The sequence below is a fragment of the Furfurilactobacillus sp. W61-4 genome (assembly GCF_057545565.1).
Genome location: NZ_BAAJNZ010000005.1, coordinates 191,189 through 208,918 on the forward strand (window position 1 = coordinate 191,189; position 17,730 = coordinate 208,918).

The 17,730-nt window shown below is 43.8% G+C and carries 18 protein-coding genes and 1 pseudogene; 8 read left to right on the plus strand and 11 right to left on the minus strand.

Annotated elements, in window-relative coordinates; translation table 11 throughout:
* Positions 1-50: 50 nt before the first annotated feature.
* Positions 51-992, minus strand: a complete 942-nt coding sequence (locus tag AC27FN_RS07995) for an alpha/beta hydrolase (RefSeq protein WP_487167477.1) — start codon at positions 990-992, stop codon at positions 51-53.
* Between the two features lie 153 nt (positions 993-1,145).
* On the opposite strand from AC27FN_RS07995, the gene AC27FN_RS08000 reads away from it, so the two are divergent.
* On the plus strand, positions 1,146-1,670 hold the full coding sequence (locus AC27FN_RS08000; protein WP_487167478.1) for a TetR/AcrR family transcriptional regulator: 525 nt from the start codon (positions 1,146-1,148) through the stop codon (positions 1,668-1,670).
* A gap of 132 nt (positions 1,671-1,802) precedes the next feature.
* Here AC27FN_RS08000 and AC27FN_RS08005 read toward each other — a convergent pair whose 3' ends face one another.
* The 5 genes from AC27FN_RS08005 to AC27FN_RS08025 all read right to left on the minus strand — a co-directional run bounded on the left by AC27FN_RS08005 (position 1,803) and on the right by AC27FN_RS08025 (position 5,206).
* Positions 1,803-2,129, minus strand: a complete 327-nt coding sequence (locus tag AC27FN_RS08005; RefSeq protein WP_487167479.1) for a nuclear transport factor 2 family protein — start codon at positions 2,127-2,129, stop codon at positions 1,803-1,805.
* A 53-nt stretch (positions 2,130-2,182) separates the two neighbouring features.
* Positions 2,183-2,848 (minus strand): TetR/AcrR family transcriptional regulator, encoded by a 666-nt coding sequence (locus AC27FN_RS08010; RefSeq protein ID WP_487167480.1) that lies wholly within the window; start codon positions 2,846-2,848, stop codon positions 2,183-2,185.
* Between the two features lie 11 nt (positions 2,849-2,859).
* Entirely contained in the window at positions 2,860-4,029 is a 1,170-nt protein-coding gene (locus tag AC27FN_RS08015) for an ABC transporter permease (RefSeq protein ID WP_487167481.1), read from the minus strand.
* A complete protein-coding gene (locus AC27FN_RS08020; protein WP_487167482.1) occupies positions 4,007-4,747 on the minus strand; it encodes an ABC transporter ATP-binding protein in 741 nt (246 codons plus the stop codon). The genes AC27FN_RS08015 and AC27FN_RS08020 overlap by 23 nt, the downstream gene beginning before the upstream one ends.
* A 93-nt stretch (positions 4,748-4,840) precedes the next feature.
* On the minus strand, positions 4,841-5,206 hold the full coding sequence (locus tag AC27FN_RS08025; protein WP_487167483.1) for a MerR family transcriptional regulator: 366 nt from the start codon (positions 5,204-5,206) through the stop codon (positions 4,841-4,843).
* Positions 5,207-5,290: 84 nt separating this feature from the next.
* On the opposite strand from AC27FN_RS08025, the gene AC27FN_RS08030 reads away from it, so the two are divergent.
* Entirely contained in the window at positions 5,291-6,016 is a 726-nt protein-coding gene (locus AC27FN_RS08030) for an SDR family oxidoreductase (RefSeq protein ID WP_487167484.1), read from the plus strand.
* Positions 6,017-6,354: 338 nt separating this feature from the next.
* Entirely contained in the window at positions 6,355-7,341 is a 987-nt protein-coding gene (locus AC27FN_RS08035) for a DUF6287 domain-containing protein (RefSeq protein ID WP_487167485.1), read from the plus strand.
* A gap of 165 nt (positions 7,342-7,506) precedes the next feature.
* Here AC27FN_RS08035 and AC27FN_RS08040 read toward each other — a convergent pair whose 3' ends face one another.
* From AC27FN_RS08040 to AC27FN_RS08050, 3 genes are all read right to left on the minus strand, one after another.
* Positions 7,507-8,310 carry a MurR/RpiR family transcriptional regulator gene (locus AC27FN_RS08040; protein WP_487167486.1) on the minus strand — a complete coding sequence of 268 codons (804 nt, stop codon included), beginning with the start codon at positions 8,308-8,310 and terminating at the stop codon, positions 7,507-7,509.
* 564 nt (positions 8,311-8,874) lie between these two features.
* Complete coding sequence (locus AC27FN_RS08045; protein ID WP_487167487.1) at positions 8,875-9,570, minus strand: N-acetylmannosamine-6-phosphate 2-epimerase; 696 nt, start codon at positions 9,568-9,570, stop codon at positions 8,875-8,877.
* Between the two features lie 25 nt (positions 9,571-9,595).
* Positions 9,596-10,468 (minus strand): N-acetylneuraminate lyase, encoded by an 873-nt coding sequence (locus AC27FN_RS08050; protein ID WP_487167488.1) that lies wholly within the window; start codon positions 10,466-10,468, stop codon positions 9,596-9,598.
* A 282-nt stretch (positions 10,469-10,750) separates the two neighbouring features.
* Here AC27FN_RS08050 and AC27FN_RS08055 point away from each other — a divergent pair, with 282 nt between their 5' ends.
* The 3 genes from AC27FN_RS08055 (at position 10,751) to AC27FN_RS08065 (ending at position 14,049) form a co-directional block, all read left to right on the plus strand.
* Positions 10,751-11,611: an ROK family protein gene (locus AC27FN_RS08055; RefSeq protein ID WP_487167489.1), complete on the plus strand. Its 861-nt coding sequence runs from the start codon at positions 10,751-10,753 to the stop codon at positions 11,609-11,611.
* A gap of 143 nt (positions 11,612-11,754) precedes the next feature.
* On the plus strand, positions 11,755-12,489 hold the full coding sequence (locus tag AC27FN_RS08060) for a sugar phosphate isomerase/epimerase family protein (protein ID WP_487167490.1): 735 nt from the start codon (positions 11,755-11,757) through the stop codon (positions 12,487-12,489).
* Between the two features lie 27 nt (positions 12,490-12,516).
* Positions 12,517-14,049, plus strand: coding sequence for a sodium:solute symporter family protein (locus AC27FN_RS08065; protein WP_487167491.1), 1,533 nt, complete (start codon positions 12,517-12,519; stop codon positions 14,047-14,049).
* Positions 14,050-14,395: 346 nt separating this feature from the next.
* Here the strand turns inward: AC27FN_RS08065 and AC27FN_RS08070 are convergent.
* Positions 14,396-14,647: pseudogene (locus AC27FN_RS08070) on the minus strand (ArsR/SmtB family transcription factor); the annotation flags it as partial.
* A gap of 139 nt (positions 14,648-14,786) precedes the next feature.
* Between AC27FN_RS08070 and AC27FN_RS08075 the strand changes: the two are divergent.
* Complete coding sequence (locus AC27FN_RS08075) at positions 14,787-15,062, plus strand: hypothetical protein (RefSeq protein WP_487167492.1); 276 nt, start codon at positions 14,787-14,789, stop codon at positions 15,060-15,062.
* Positions 15,063-15,083: 21 nt separating this feature from the next.
* Positions 15,084-15,668: a serine aminopeptidase domain-containing protein gene (locus AC27FN_RS08080; protein WP_487167500.1), complete on the plus strand. Its 585-nt coding sequence runs from the start codon at positions 15,084-15,086 to the stop codon at positions 15,666-15,668.
* A 79-nt stretch (positions 15,669-15,747) separates the two neighbouring features.
* Here the strand turns inward: AC27FN_RS08080 and AC27FN_RS08085 are convergent.
* A partial coding sequence (locus AC27FN_RS08085; protein WP_487167493.1) for a beta strand repeat-containing protein occupies positions 15,748-17,730 on the minus strand: 1,983 nt, incomplete at its 5' end.

A 17,730-nucleotide genomic window follows, 5' to 3' on the forward strand; every position in this document is an offset into this window, starting at 1 on the left:
CAAAGTGAAGCAAAAACACCTCGCTGAGCGGGGTGTTTTTACTTCACTACTTATAGATATTTATTAAAGAAACTGGTTAAACGTTCCACGGCTGGATCAACAGCTTTCGGCTGATCATATAAATCATAGTGCGAAATTCCATGTAACACGAGGAGATCTTTTTGTGTTGATGCTGCTTGATTGTAAACGTCAAAACCAAAGCGATAGGACCCAAAGCTACCCGGCTTATCACCAACCACCAACTCCAAAGGCTGAGTTAACAATTTGTCCACTAAGTTCAGCGGATCGTAACCTAGCAGCAAGGCTAGACTCGTGTAGCGTACCTTATTAGGTGAAAACTCATCCGCACCTCGAGGCGTTTTGTAGTAATCGACAGCCTCCTGGATATCGATATCATCAATTCCGGCTGCTTCACGTTCCGCCTGACTGTTCGGAATCCACTGTCCCATCATCGCTTCGCCGCCGCGAGCTTCAACAGTCCGTTGTTGGGCGATATTGTTCAATGTTTCAATCAACTGTTGATCGGGCCCAAACGCCTCACGGTAGGCACTGCCAGCACTGGCTGCCGCAATACCTGCGACTACTTTAATCCGCTTATCAACCTTGGCTGCGTTAATCGTGTAACCGCCGCCAGCACAGATCCCTAAGGCCCCAATGCGATTGCCATCCACATAAGGTAGTGTATCTAGATAATCAATCGCATACATGATATCTTCTGTCCGATTGGCCGGATCTTCAATAAAACGAGGTTCGCCCTCACTTTGTCCTTGATAAGCAGCATCAAAAATCAAAGATAAGAATCCCTGTTCTGCTAATTTGGTGGCATAAATCGTTGAGGTCTGATTCATGTCTGCACTAGTTGGGTGCGTGATCACTAAGGCTGGCACCGGTGTTTGTTGCGCCGCCGTTTGATCAAAATCATCTGGCAAGACTAATTTTCCGGCTAAATTAAAATGCCGGGCTTTAAATTGAACTGGTTGAAATTTTGCCATATTTGGTCACTCCCTTACAAAAATTTCACTAAATAACTTAACAACGAGACATAGTTTAGTCGCAACCGCCGCAAAGCAACACGACAAACTTGAAACAACTGTTACTTAAGTTACAATAGTTACCAAAATGTCTCGTATCGGGAGGAAGACCATATGGATCCGCGCGCCCAAAGAACTAAATCCTTATTATTAGCAGCCTTAGCTCAATTATTGACCACAAAAAATTTTGATCAACTAACGGTTACTGGCATTTGTCAAACTGCTAATGTCTCACGAAAAGCATTTTATACTTATTATGATGACAAATATGAACTCATCGACGCCTTCTCAAACCAACAACTCGAACAACTGGACCAGGCCAGCCATCATAATACCGAACTCTCTGCGGTGGAACGGTTGACGATTTGGGTCACCTATCTTGATCAACGACGAACGCTGTTTGCCAAACTATTGACGAGTGACGCTTCCTATTCGTTTCGCCGAAAATTTGGTGATTATTTACTCACCGGATTGGCGCATCACGAAAAGGGCTCCATTGATCGCGTCACCTTGACGTTTCTGGCCACCGGCTTTCTCGGCGTCATTGAAGGCTACATCACAGGACAATTTGCTGGCAGTCCTCAAAGCATTGCCAAAAAACTGGATGCGTTATCTCGTGATCAAATTAAGCTCACATAATGACTGATTGTCAGCATACACAATCCGAAAACGGGACATAAGCCAAGTGGACGCCCCTAATGCTCGTCACTTACTGACTTATGTCCCGTGTTTTAGCTATCTAGATTGCATCCTCATCGAAATTAATAACCATTAATTGGGCAAGATCACCATTGATTTTATCTGGTCATCGGCCAAGGTGAAGTTAAATGGACTTACCCCGTTGAAGCCGTTACCGGCAACTTTAATCGTCAACCGCCATTGATCTGGTGCCAAAGATTGAGCATCCTGTAACGTAAATTGCGATTGTTTGCCAATATTATCGGTTTGATTCCAATGAGCAATTTCTTCCGTGCCGTGATATTCATTACCCCAATCATTGACCACACCATCGGGCGTAAACAATGCCACAAAGGCCTCTGAATCACCTTGATTAGTTGTCTCAATGAATGCTTGTAACGGTGCGGGAATCTTTGCCATACCATCAGCTTCTTTCACAATTTTTAATTGTCTCAATTCTAACACGATCACACCTAACCAGCGACTGGTGTTAATCCCCGAACGAGAAATTCAGTGGCTTCCTGACTAAATGTCGCCAATTGCGCCTCGCTCAATGACTGGTTCATCAAGACCGCTGGCAACATATAGCCCACCGCGGTACTTGCAATATATCGGGCAATGCGCATGGTGGGCCAATCTACAACTTCACCTTGCTGTTTATAGTGATCCAACACCGTCGTCAGCGCGGACACGACATGGTCAAATTCTGGCATCAATGCGGTGAGTTCTTGCGAATTTGGCCGTTTGGTGAGCTCTTGAAGAAAGACGCGAATTTGCTTACGGTTCTCCAATGCAAATTGCATCCGATTACCGATTGCTTGTTGCAAGAAATCGGCGAAATGTGGATACGAAGCATTCACCACGGCATCCGTAAATTCCGTAATCAATTGCGGAATCACTTCGGCCAAAAACGGACTCATAATTGCCTTTAAAATATCATCTTTGGTCTTAAATCGTTTGTAAACCGTTCCTTCGGCCACCCCAGCGACCCGGGCAATATCGGTGGTCGTGGTTTGCTCAAACCCTTTTTCAGAAAACAAGGATAGGCTCGCCCGCAAGACCGCTTTTTGCTTGGAAGTTAAGTCGGATTCATTGAAGCTTTCTGCCAATAATGTTTCAACACTGTGTTTAACTGCCATCATTTTCGCTCCTAAACTTGACGATACTTGCGCATTGCTAGCAGGTTCAAAATCAAGAACAGTACCATGAACCCTAACAAAATCAACAGATTTGGCGCCACCTGACCAATCGTCGCGCCTTTTTCAATCACATTACTCATGGAGTCAGCCCCATAATATAATGGCATGATGTAGGCGATTGGCCGCAACCAACTTTCCATCTGGTCAATCGGAATAATCCCCGAGAAGAAGACCTGTGGAATGACGACAACTGGAATAAATTGGACCATCTGGAATTCTGAAGAAGCAAATGTCGAAATCAATAGTCCCAGGGTCAACGCAATCCCCGCTAGTAAAATATTAATCACCAGCATCGTCCAAACGCTGCCCAAAATCTGAATCTTGAAGGCTAGTACGCTAAAACTTACGATTAGAATCGTTTGAACAAGTGCAAATAACCCATAACCAGATAGATAACCGGTCAGGATCTCGCCGCCTCTAACTGGCGTTGCCAACAGTCGATACAAGGTGCCGGTTGTTCGTTCACGCAATAATGCAATCCCAGAAATCAAGAAGACAAAGAAGAATACCACAAAGCCAATCATAATCGGTAATAGCGTGTTAAAGAACGTGGAATTACTGCTGCCGTAAAGATAGTGGGTGTGTAACTTTGTTGTCTTGGCGGCCTGCCCATGTTGCATCGTAGTGACGCCATTTGCTTGTGGTTGCGCATTCGGATTAATTTGTTTCTGCAATTGAGCCAGTTGCTGACTCATCTGTTGCATTGCTTTGCCTTGCGTCTTAATGGTCGTTGCCGCAGCTGCCATCTTTAATTTAACTTCCGCGCCTTGTAAGCTATTTTTCAAAATCGCGCTTTTACTCTGGTCGCTGTTTTGTAAAGTTAATGTCAGTTGATCACCAGACTGTGAAAGCACGCCGGCATAATCGTGTTTACGAATGACTGTCTTAGCTGATTGGTCGCCATTTAATTCATGTAACTTCACATGTTTACTCTTCATCGCCGTGACCAGGCTGCTATCAACATTGCGAACCCCTAAATCAGCAACCGTGTTCGAGTTAGATTGAAACAAGAAGTACATCAAGGTCAAAATCAATAACGGCGCCACAAACATCAAAGCAAGGGTCCGTTTGTCACGAATCATTTCTAATAAAACTCGTTTAATCATTGCTAGTGTGCGCATCTTGTTCCCTCCCAGCTTTCAAAAAGGCTGCTTCCACCGTATCAACATTGTAGGCCTTGGTTAAGGCTTCCGGTGTCCCTTGAGCAATAGCTTCCCCATTACGAATCATCATCAAGGCATCAGCCTCTTCTGCATCTTCCATTACATGCGTGGTCAACAGGATCGTAATCCCAGTTTTGGCCAACCGATGTAATTCCTGCCAAATTTGTTGGCGCAATTCTGGATCAATCCCCACGGTGGGTTCATCTAAAATCAGTAGCTCTGGACTGGAAATCAACGCAATTGCCAGCGATAATCGACGTTTCATTCCGCCAGAGTAATCATCAACGCGTTTATCCAAATCGCGTTGCAGATTAACCACTTCGGCGGCATGCGGAATTTGTCGCTTTAATTCATCAGGGTTAACCCCTTGCATCGCCCCAAAAAAGTTCAAATTCTCGCGCGCCGTCAGCGCACCATACAGCGCATCAGTCTGGGCCATGTAACCAATCTTAGCTAGCAACAAGCGGTCGGGCATTGACTTATCTAACACTGTCACGGTACCCTTCTGCGGCTTTAACATGCCCATAATCGTGCTAACCAAGGTTGTTTTGCCGGCGCCACTGGGACCGATTAAAGCGAGAATCTGACCAGCATTAACGTCTAAATTAATATCTTTCAAAATGACTGTTTTGCCATAACCTTGTTGCAGGTCATGAACCTGAATGACTGCTGCCATGTAGTTGCCTCCATTTTTTTAAAAAGTGAGTGTTTGCTCACTCATAATATACGACGACCGGTTTCGATTTGCAACCCCGCTGCCTCGATTTACCTATAAATATCGCTCTGCATCTGACTGATAAGGGGATAACTTATGATCGATTTGTTGCAGCTGCACGTGTTTGGCCGCGATTTGTTGAACCACCTTGGCCCGTTGTTGTTTAAGTAACTCAATTCGTGTCGGCAGCGTGCTGACCCCTTGATCAACCAACTGCCGATAATGAGCTAAATCAGCCAGCGACATGCCTGTCTGCCGTAAGTAAGCCACAAATTTCACCCAATGAACCACTTCATCATCATACAAACGATTGCCCTGCGGGTCTCTAGCAGTCGGTAACGCATTTTTTTTAGTTTCATAAAAACGAATGGTCCGGATTGACAGTCCGGTCGCGGTTGCCAATTGTCCAATGTGCATCATCTTGATCGCCTCAAATCATTTGACCTCTAGTTACGTTAGGGGAGTAAGCTGAGCTTACAACACAATAATAAGGAGATCAATTTAATGACACGCCAATTAACCTTAATTACCGGTGCTGACCGGGGAATGGGCTTTGAACTCGCATTAGAACTAGGACACTTAGGCCAGCATATTTTAGTTGCCGCCCGCAATGCTGACAAAGGCAATGCGGCAGTCACGCAACTGCGCGCCCAAGGGATTGAAGCCGATTTACTTGAATTAGATGTCACCGATGAAAAAAGTATTCACCGAGCCGCGACAACGGTAACCCAACAGTTTGGCCACTTAGATGTCTTAATCAATAACGCCGGGATCGCACTAGATAATTACGAGAAACCATCGACTTTACCAATTGACATCATCAGAAAAGACTTCGATGTCAATTTCTTCGGTTTAGTCATGGTGACCCAGGCCTTCATACCGCTGCTACGCCAAGCCCCCTTCGCTAAAATCTTGAATATCTCCAGCGCCGTTGGTTCGCTGACATTAGCTTCTGATCCAACAACCAGTATTTATCAACACAGCGCCATGGGTTATCAGGCTTCAAAAACGGCGGTTAACATGTTCACCGTAGATTTAGCTAACGAATTAAAAACCACCAACGTTACTGTCAACGCCATTAATCCCGGTTGGGTCGAGACAACATTTGCTGGAGGCGGCGGTAATAAAACCGTTCAAGAAGGCGTCGCCCGCACAGTGGCCCTGGCCAGCAGTCCAGATAATACGATCAATGGCACCTTCTCTGATGTTAATGGCAGTGTTCCGTGGTAATCATAGCCAAATATCAAGTTATATCGTCCTTTCAAAGTTGTCGGATGGACTTATACTGGCTCCTCTGACACTGCGTCGGTCATACCTAAACTTACAATTTCGCAAACAGCTGTTATATTTTTAGCGAAGATCTCATAAGAAGTCCGTTCTCCAAACCCTCGTGTCCGCAAACACGAGGGTTTTTCCTGATTAAAAAGACCATAGTTTCCAGACAATGATCATAATTATTTTGGATACACCGCCGAGTGTCGCAAATCTAACTTGCTGCCATATTTAGCAAACACCAATTTTGATATACTTGTCATGCGTTAAACTACATATAAGGGAGTCACATTGATATGGCCAAAAAATATTTCAGCACTCATAGCCGATCTAGTCATACCTATGCTTTTTATAAAGCTCGAAAAAACGATCCGAACTGGCGTGAAGATTACTTACGAATTCATGCACATCGACAAGGGAAACAACTTATTTTGCTTAGTTTAACTTTGCTGATCACGCTTTTCGTTTTATTTGGTGTCTACACCAAATACAGTCAAAATTCAGCAAATCAAAATAGTCATCAAAGAAACCTTGTAAGCAAGCAACCGCAAAATATTAACACTAAATTTGATAATCTTTCTCAAGCACAACAACTCGCATTATTACTATCAGTTAACTCTCGGAACACAAGTGAAACGACGCTTGTTTATATGGCCAATCAAAATGAAATTATTTTTGCTAACCCATCGATAAAAGCAATCCGCTATATGGACCAAAAAGATGGTAACTTTAAAATTTATTCCGGAAAACCACGAGCATGGCATTACACGAGTCAAATCTCAAAAAGCACTTTAATGTCGCGCTACTACACTTCTCAACAGCAAAAAGAACAGACCCAAAGAATTGCCAACACGATTGATCTATCGCATTCTTCAGAACAATACGCTGTCAATGATCCTCAACAGGACACAAATCATCATATCCAAGCCAATTCCCCTTCCGACACAAATCACCAGCTAGACCTAGATATCCCTGCAATTAACGGAGGAGATTTTAAGACCTTAATGGGTGTGTGGAAAAATGGAGACGGCGATACCTTGAATATTAGTCGTGATGGCAAAGTAAACGGAACTCTAACCTTAAGCCCAGTCTCAGACCCCGATAGTACGAGCAATCGCCCATACGTCGGCATCTCTGATGGTACAACTGGCGCAATTATTGCCTTTTACCCAATTGGAGCAAGAAATTCGGCCGGTGATCAGTCTGATACCTCTAAGCCACGGCTAATCATGGCACAACAGATGGCGAACTATCCGGCAACTTCATATTATTACCGTCAGTAGAAACATTGGCTAATCGGGTTACCACGCGTTAGCTATTCTTCGAAACTGCCGCGCTAGCTGAACATGAATCATCGGGAATGAAATGAGATTGAGCACTCATTTACGTGTTTTGTAACTATTCCTTGGTGAGATCCGGTTACTTCAGCAATGCACCAAACCAATCGCTTAATCATACTTTCGATTCAAGACTAACTGAATTGTTTGATTCATCTTTGCGTTGTAGCGGTCATCTTTTAATAGCTCCGTCGTCAAAATATCCAGCACAAACATTGCTGAAAATTGACTGTTTACAAAGCGTTGGTTGTTAACCAAACTAGAATTCTTCGCTAATAAAGCCAAATCAACCATTTCGCTTAAGTCACTTGCGAGATCACCGACGATACCCACTGTTGTGACGCCTTGATCTTGAGCAATCTGAACCGCGTCATTAACTTCATTAGTTTGTCCTGAGCTAGATAAGACTAGTAATAAATCATCAGTGGACATCACTTCAGCGTTGATAAACATCATATGGCTATCCACCGTAGCAAAGGCGGCTAAGCCCATTCGTGTCAAACGCTGGCCCATTTCGGCGGCGGAGTAGCCTGAACTGCCCAAACCATAGATATAAATTCGGCGCGCCTTTTTGATCAAAGTTACCGCAGCTTCAAGTTGTTCTGGGTCTAATTGGCGCCACGTATCTTGTAAAACATTCATATAGATCTCTGATACAGAGTTTAAAGTCGGACTTTGATGCGCAACCTGCGTTTGGAAACTTTCGGCAATAGCAAGCTCAACTTTGAAACTACTAAAGTCGGCGCAACCAATTTTACGAACAAATCGCGTAACGGTTGCCTCGGCAACACCAGTCAATTTTGCTAGTTCTGTGATACCAATTCGTTCGATCGCCGCTGGATTTTGAATCACTTGCATCGCGATTTTTCGTTCTTGTCGCGAATAATGCGGCAATTGTGTTTCAATCTTTTGCAATAGATTTTGGCTCGTATCTGCGATGCTATCGCCCCCTTACTTGGCTTAACCTAATTGAAGAATCGACAAAAATCTTATTCAACTTTGCCAATTGATGCATTCCATGATATAACACCACACATACCCTACACAAATGAATCAGGATGGCGTCGATCTTTAAGTAGGTCGGTAACGTAACCTAGTGCTGGATTAAACTTTATACTGTGGTTCACCGCTGGATCGTCGTGGGCCAGCTCTGAACCCGCAAGTGCACCTGTTGTTTGACAGTCAGGCTGATCCGATGCCTACTAAGTCCGGGTTTAGTTTACATTCTGATTAGCTCGTTTATATTTCAAAGTTATGTGTGATCCCATCCTGTTATGATTGATGACACTCTTGAACCTGAATCGTATCGTCTGCTTACGCACCAAAACGTCCCTTTCAAAAATAATTGATGAACGCTTGTATTTCATCAATTATTTGAAAGAGACGTTTTGCATTCGAGGGCATTTTATACTTTCATGGCCCCCAAAAATGCCAATCCTCGGCCAGTATTCGATAACATACAGCTAATTTTGCCTTGAATTATGGTTGTTTAATTGCGGCAATGAATCCCTTGGCAATCTCTAATGGTCGCGTAATCGCACTGCCGACGACCACCGCATGGACCCCAAGCTTTAGTGCCTGTGCTGCTTTAGCGGGTGTATCAATTTTTCCTTCTGCAATCACCGGATGTTCAGCCACTTTTATGACGGCCTTTAAATAAGCAAACTCATCATCGGCGATATTCATGCCAGCGGTTGCTGACGTATAACCGTGCATTGTTGTGCCGATAATATCAAATCCCAGTTGATCAGCTTCTCGAACATCGTCAAGTGTCGCGGTATCCGCCATTAACAAAGTTTTGGGGAACTCATCACGAAATTGTGTCACGATCTCAGCTAACTGTTCGCCATTTGGCCGGTTCTGACCCGTAACTTGGCAGGCAACCACTGGCACACCGGTAGCAGCAATTGCACGCATTTCTTTCATGGTCGGCGTAATGAACACCGGTGAGTCTGGATAATTTTGCTTAATGATGCCAATGATGGGTAACCCAGTCTCATCTTGAATGGCTTGAACATCCACCACCGAATTAGCTCGTAACGCTAAAGCACCGGCCATTTTTGCTGCTCTTGCCATTCGTGCCATAATAAACGAACTATACAACGGCTCTTCAGGTAAGGCTTGGCAAGAGATGATAAGTTGTCCCTTTACGGTATCCATAAATGTGTTTGCCATGATATATAACTCTTTTCAATCAAAATTAGTTTGCGAAATATTTTTGATAAATTTTCTTTGCGCCGGCCCGCATTTCCGGCGTTGGTTTACTCATTGGTGACTTACTGAAACCAGCATGAACACCAAGTTCTTCAAAAACCAACTTGAGACTTGGATATAAGTCGTTATCAATTAAATCAAGAATAAAATTGTTAGAAACGTCTTGGATGGCAAAGGCTTTCTCAATATCACCCGCATCAAACGCAGCAATTTCTTCTTTAGCACGTTGCGCATTCAGATTAAACGTTGAGCCAATAGCACCGTCAACACCTAATGGTAGCGCTGAAATAAGCATCTCATCCGTACCAAAGTAAATCTTCTTATCAGGATAGGCGGCACGAAGACGTTCTAATAACAAGAAATCATTGTTCGTATATTTAATCCCAATAATTTTCTCATTTTCGAATAACTGACCAAATTGATCTAATGAGAGTGAAACCCCTGATAAGGCTGGAATTGAATAAATGATCAGTTTGGTGTCAAGTCCATCAAGAATCTCGTCATAGTAATTTTTGATTTGATCAAATGAAAACTTGTAATAGAACGGTGGAACAGCGGAGATCGTTTGATAACCTAGATCAACTGCATATCTTGCCAGTTCTTTTGCTTCTGATAAGTTAACCGACCCTACCTGAGCAATGAGATCTACCTGACCATTCGTTTCTTCATAGGCGATTTTATAAACACGTTTGCGTTCGTCGGTGCTTAACATAAAGCTTTCACCAGCTGAACCACCGATATACAAGCCATCGACTTGATTATGATCAATGTTGTAACGAATCATTTCGCGGGTGCCTTGTTCACTGATTGTATTGTCCTCATTGAACGCCGTCATTAACGCAGAATAAACTTTTCTCATTTAGATAGACACTCCTATACTTAAATTTTTTGGTTGGTAATAATCAGCATTTAATATCAACCGCTGACACCAATGTACGATATGAAAATTTTATTTTCAACCGCACAAAACGAAAATTGTTTTCATAATAACGTTTTAAAGATGTTTTAATGCTGATTTAAAAGCCTTAAAAATATTTTATTTACTGTCTTTTTGTGATTAAGAACGTCTGATAGCGTTTACAAACTAAACAAAATCAGGTTCAATATAGCCAACGATAAAAAGAAAAGTGAGTTGATCATCATGCAAAAACAATATCTAGCTTTTGACGTCGGTGGAAGTACAATTAAATATGCCCTCATTAACCAAGACCAAACAATCAGTGGTCGAGCCAGTATAGATACCAAACATAATCAAGACGGCGCAATTCTAAAACAGCTTGTCGCGATTACAAAGCAAATGCAAACAGCTTATCCTCTAGCTGGCGTGGGTGTTAGTACAGCTGGGATTGTCGATGATCACGGTGCCATTCAATTTGCCGGACCGACGATTCCCGAGTATCAGGGCACCCCGATCAAAGCGACTCTATCATCAATTAGCCAGCTCCCGACATTTGTGGTTAATGATGTTGATGCCGCTCTGCTAGGCGAACAAATAGCCGGAGTCGCTAAAAATGCGAATCCTGTCTATTGCATTGCGTTAGGAACCGGGATTGGCGGTGCATTTTCGCTGGATGGACGACTTTACGCTGGTCGCCATGGTAATGCCAACTCAATCGGCTATACGAACTACCAACTCACAGATGGCACCAATTACGAGCAGCGCGCGGCAACCGTTTCACTAGCGACCAAGCTCAAGCCGTATTCAGTCTCCGTCCAAACGGCCTTCAAACGCGCTCAGCGCAATGAATCCCCGTTCGTCGAGCTCATTAGCCAGTGGGCAACCGAAGTGGCAGCCGGCTTAGCCAATATTATCTTACTTTTAGATCCGGAGATTTTAGTAATTGGCGGGGCCGTGGCTCAACAAGGTGAGTACTTAGCCGGACTGCTGCAAAATGCTTTACAGCAATATCTTCCCACGGGCCTTTTGCATACTAAGTTACGGATTAGCCACTTGGCCAATGATGCGCAACTTTACGGCGCAGTTTCTGATTTTTTAAAATAAAGCGCTTACATTGCCTTGATTAATATGTTACACTCCCTAATGTAATAATCAGCCGATTTAAAATTAAACCGCTACAAGCGCACTTATCAAGTTGATAAGTGTGTTTGTAGCATTTTTGTTTCTGGAGAAAGGATCATTAAACTATGCAAGTTTCAATCAATACAGCAACTTTTTTATCCGAAATGCAACGTGGCGTGAGTCAAAGTGATTGTGTTAGACAATTGGTCGACCGACCCATTGACAACATTGAAGTCCGTGGTGAATTTTTCAAGCCTGCAACCCAATCGGCTGAACTTCAGGTAATCGAACAGTTATGTATCGACCAACAATGGGGCCTCTACTATTCTGTGCCCATGACCCTCTTTGAAGGAAATCAATTAAACGACCAACTAACTGATTACATTCACTTAGCCAATCAATTTCACTTCAAGGGACTTAAATTTAGTCTTGGCGATGCCAGCCACATCAGTACAGACGCGCTAAGCGAGCTGATCACCCTAACTGAATCGACTGATACTGTGATTACAGTTGAAAACCAGCCGAATGCCTTCTCGGCCATGCCGCAATTTGGTCAGCAGCTTCGATCTTTGTTAACCTCAGTGCCCAAATTAGGCTACACCTTCGATGCTGGTAACTGGTATTGGATCAACACTCAACCAGGACAAGCCTTTGATGCGCTAAAACGGCTCATCACAGTCTTTCATCTAAAAGATATTGACAACCAACAGACGGTTCTTCTTGGTGATGGCGATACCGACTGGCAGACATTAGTCACTAATCTAAATCCGACTTCCCCCATTTTTTTAGAATATGACATTGTAAAAGATCAGTTGGCGGGACAAATCGATTTAGTCAATCACATCATTGTTTCACGTTAGTTTATCAATTAAAGGAGATTCGCACATATGGGAAAGCAAAGCTTTGGGACGCTAAACTGGATTGTCCTGATTGCCTATTTAATCATTATGTTATTGATCGGCCTTAGCTTCCGCAAAAAGAGTTCCAAGAACTCACAAGAATTTTTCAAAGCATCCGGCAGTAAGGTGCCAGCTTGGGCCGTTGGTTTCAGTATTTTTGCTACAACGCTCAGTGCGATTACGTATATGTCCACACCCGAGAAATCATTTTTGACCGATTGGGCATATGCATTTGGCAATTTAGCAATTTTCTTAATCACACCAGTGCTGATCAAATATTACATTCCATTCTTTTCAAAATTACGGGTCACCACTGCATACGAATACTTAGAATTTCGTTTCAATCCTTTTTTACGGGTTTTTAGTAGTATTTTATTTGTTCTGTTTCACATCGGACGGATTGCCATCGTTATTTATCTGCCAACCGTGGCCTTACAATCTGTAATTGCGATTAACCCTTACTTAATTGCGACTTTGATCACACTACTCTGTATTATTTACACGTACCATGGCGGGATGGAAGGTGTCATCTGGAGCGACGTGATTCAGGGAATCTTGCTGCTTATTGGTGCGGTGTTAATCATTGGTTTCGCTGTTCATGGCACTCACGGTGGCTTTGGTACGGTCGCTAATGATATCACGTCCAAAGGAAAATTACTGACTCAAGCAGATTTTGTCTGGAGCGTCACTAAATCAACCGTCCCAATTATTTTGCTTGGACAAATCTTCAACACGTTATACCAATACACAGCTAGTCAAGACGTCGTTCAGCGTTATACGACATCTACAGATAATAAGCACATTGCCAAGTCAATTTGGACCAATGCTGCATTATCCCTGATTACGATTCCGCTATTTTATGGAATGGGAACGGTGATCTACAGTTTCTATAGCCACGGCGGTCACTTGCCGAGCGGCTTCAATACATCGGCCCTAGTTCCCTACTTTGTTCTGACTGAGATCCCTGCCGGTATTGCTGGCTTAATCATCGCGGCTATTTTTGCGGCTTCACAAGCCACGATTGCTTCCAGTCTTAATTCTACTGCTGCGTGTCTAGTCACTGATATTCAGCAACGCTTCATGAAAGATAAGAGCGACAAGATGAGTATGCGCATTACCCACTTGAGCATCTCAATCTGTGGCCTACTAGGCTTATTGGTGACCCTCGTCTTAATTCAGATGCATAGTTCGGATATGATCGATACTTATCTAGGCTTGTTTGGCTTATTCGGTGTGCCAATTGCTGGTATCTTCGCTTTAGGGATCCTCAGTCACCGCGCCAATGGTTTCGGCGCCACCTTAGGTCTGATTGTAACAACCGCTATTTGTTACATTATTCAGTTAAATGGAATCAACGCATTGTTTGTTAGTATCGTCGGTTTCTTAGGCGCGATGATCCTCGGCTACTTGTTTAGTTTTATTCGGCCAGGACACCAAAAAGATATCACTGGATTAACGTTTAAAACGATCAATGAACACGTTAGTGAGCGAACCACTGATGTGGATTCTGATCAAATCTAACTTTTTTAAACCTTAGACTTCTCCACAAATATGATTAAAAAATCACCAACTTTACTGTCAATGCCACTAATCTTGGTTGGGTCGATACAACATTTACCGATGCTGGCGGTAATACAACCGTTCAAGAAGGCGTTGCCCGCACAGTGGTCTTAGCCAGCAGTCCAAGTAATACGGCCAATGGAACCTTCTCTGATGTTACTGGCAGTGTTCCATGGTAATCATTGACCTGCTACATGTTAAAAAATGTATGTAAAAAACGTTTAGCCCAAAATATGATCGACCCTGACTTTTGCGCCAGGCTGGTCATATTTTTCAGGTTAAACATTTTTTATTGGCGATGCTCTAATCAATCATCAATTTGCTTAGCGTCAGATTTTAAACTAGTCAGCAATGCTTCTAACAATGTGACAGAATCGTCAAACCGAATGGTGTAATAGCGTTCACGACCACGTTTGTCCGCATTAACTAATTTAGCGCCCATCAGCAACTTTAAATGATAAAAAACAGCTGGTTGCGTTAATTTCAATAGGCCTGTAATCTTCGAGACTGTTTGTTCACCATTGTCGAAAAGATTCAACAAAATTTCCTGCCGCGTCTTGTCGGCTAAAACCTAAATACCGGGATGGCATCTTCCAATAAATGCACGGTTCGTTCACTCACAATGATCACTACCTTTTACTACGACTCATTAACTTCTTTATCCTACAACAGCAGAGGAACAATTTAGTGGCAACCACATGCCAAAAGAAGAATGGTGGGACTGGCATGGCAACAACATTCATTTAGACGCTTTCCATAATACTAAAGTAAAGGTTGTGATGCTGCACGGTATCGGCATCAATGGACGGCAAATTTCCATGATCATGGTCGACTCACTGTACAAACTGTCCAACCTCGAAATCAAAACCATCTGCATCGACATGCCAACTTATGGTTTAACTCAAGTTAATCAAAAGACACCAATCACTTACAACGACTGGATTCAGGTCGGTAGCGACTACATTGACCATTAACTAGCCCGCGACAATCAGCCGATCTTTATTTATGGCCTGAGTGCTGGCGGAATGGAAACTTACGACGTCGCTGCCAAAAATGGTAAGGTTCGCGGCATTATCGGCATGACGTTTCTTGATCAACGCAATCAAGACGTCCAATACACCACCACGCGCAATTGGTTCATGGGCCACGTCACGACACCAATGTTGCCAGGTTTTGTTAGCTTAGGTTTGGGCCGGATGAAAGTTCGGATGAATACTGCTTCAAAAATGAGTGCCCTCTGCAATAACCCTGAAGCCCAAGCTGCATTTATGCGCGACAAGACAAGCGCTGCTAACAGTTTCTCATTGGCCTTTCTCAATTCCTACATGCACCACGACCTAATTGTCGAAGCAGCCGACTTCGATGTTTGCCCAATCCTCCTCACCCAACCTGCCGAAGATCGTTGGACCCCTTATCGCTTGAGTCAACACCATTTGGAACAAGTGAAAAAAGTCCCAGTCGAAGTCAAAATGTTGCGTCACGGCGGCCATTACCCGGTTGAACCAACTGCCCTTGATGACCTACACTCAGCCGCATTAGCCTTCATCAATAAATATGCGGCCAAAGAAATGAACGCTTAATTCATCGGTAATTAAATATGTAAAAGAAGAAGGACCCGCGAGAAATCGCGAGTCCTTCTTTGCATCATTCACTCAAAAATCATGATTCATGACGACGTTTCTTCGTTCCAAGCAAACCTAGGGCAGCCAACATACCAGTCAGCCCAATCAAAACAGCCGCATCGTTTGAAGTCGCCTCCGTTGCCGGTAGACCTGTTTGTCGGTTTGGCGCCGGCTTCGTGCCCTTCGTCTGAGCATTGAAGTTGCCAGTAGCCGTATCAGTGATCATTTGAGTAGCTCCAAAGTTCGGCGCTTTGCCTTGGCCATTTGTTACCAAATTGTGGCCGGTGTCATTTGAACCACTGTTACTGTTACCGAAGTTTGAGTTGCCGGTGTTGTTCGAACCACTGTTACTGTTGCCCGAGTTTGTGTTACCAGTGTTATTCGAACCACTGTTGCTGTTGCCCGAGTTCGAGTTGCCCGTGTTATTCGAACCACTGTTACTGTTCCCCGAGTTCGAGTTGCCCGTGTTGTTCGAACCACTGTTGCTGTTCCCCGAGTTCGAGTTGCCCGTGTTGTTCGAACCGCTGTTGCTGTTGCCCGAGTTCGAGTTGCCCGTGTTGTTCGAACCACTGTTGCTGTTCCCCGAGTTCGAGTTGCCGGTGTTGTTTGAACCGCTGTTGCTGTTGCCCGAGTTCGAGTTGCCGGTGTTATTCGAACCACTGTTGCTGTTACCGGAGTTCGAGTTGCCCGTGTTGTTACCATCACTTCCCTTAATTGTCACAGTGAAGCTGGCTGTTACCGGATCACTCCAAGCAACCGTAATTGTGTAAACCCCCGGTACATTAACATTAACCGAACCTGTCCACTCGATGACATTATCAGGAATTACATCATCAAATTGGTCGGCAGATTCAACGTACTTATAGGTAATTTGTCCAGGATCAACAATTGAACCATTCATCCGTTTTACTACCGTCACATTATCAGAAACTTGCCAACCAGAATCTAATGGAATTTCGCTGTTTTTGACAAGAACTTGCGCTTGATTCTCCAGCCAAGTAACGGTCGTCGTCTGGGTAACATAATCACCAATCCCATGATCAGCTTTGTTTCCCCAAGCAAATTCAACCACCATGGATCCCACTTTATTCTTGGATCCAGAGAGAACACGATATTCGACCACATTGGCATCAATTTTGGCATCAAATTCATCTTGTACTTCTTTGAGTTGAATGCCATTTAAATCAACTTTATTTCCATGATCATCAATCAATTCGAGCACGTTCAACTTAGGATTCCAAACACCATTATTCGTGTAAACAGCTGAAGGTGCGACCGTTAGAATTGGAGTCGTCAAACCATTCCCGATTAGATTATCACCATGATTATCGTTACCAGTGTTGTTATTACCGACATTCCCATCACCATGGTTATTGTTACCAGTATTGTTTGATCCAGTGTTGTTGTTACCAGTGTTGTTTGAACCTGAGTTCGAGTTACCTGTGTTGCTATCACCGGTGTTATTCGATCCAGAGTTCGAGTTACCTGTGTTGCTGTCACCGGTGTTGTTTGAACCGGAGTTCGAGTTACCTGTGTTGCTATCACCGGTGTTGTTTGAACCTGAGTTACTGTTCCCAGTGTTGCTATCACCAGTGTTATTCGAGCCAGAGTTCGAGTTACCCGTGTTGCTGTCACCGGTGTTATTCGAGCCGGAGTTCGAGTTACCCGTGTTGCTGTCACCGGTGTTATTCGAGCCGGAGTTCGAGTTACCCGTGTTGCTGTCACCAGTGTTGTTTGAACCTGAGTTACTGTTCCCAGTGTTGTTTGAGCCGGAGTTCGAATTACCTGTGTTGGAATCACCAGTGTTATTCGAGCCGCTGTTACTGTTCCCAGTATTACTGTCACCAGTGTTATTCGAGCCGGAGTTCGAGTTACCTGTGTTGCTGTCACCGGTGTTGTTTGAACCTGAGTTCGAGTTACCTGTGTTGCTGTCACCGGTGTTGTTCGAGCCAGAGTTCGAGTTACCCGTGTTGCTATCACCAGTATTGTTCGAACCACTGTTCGAATTACCACTGTTTGA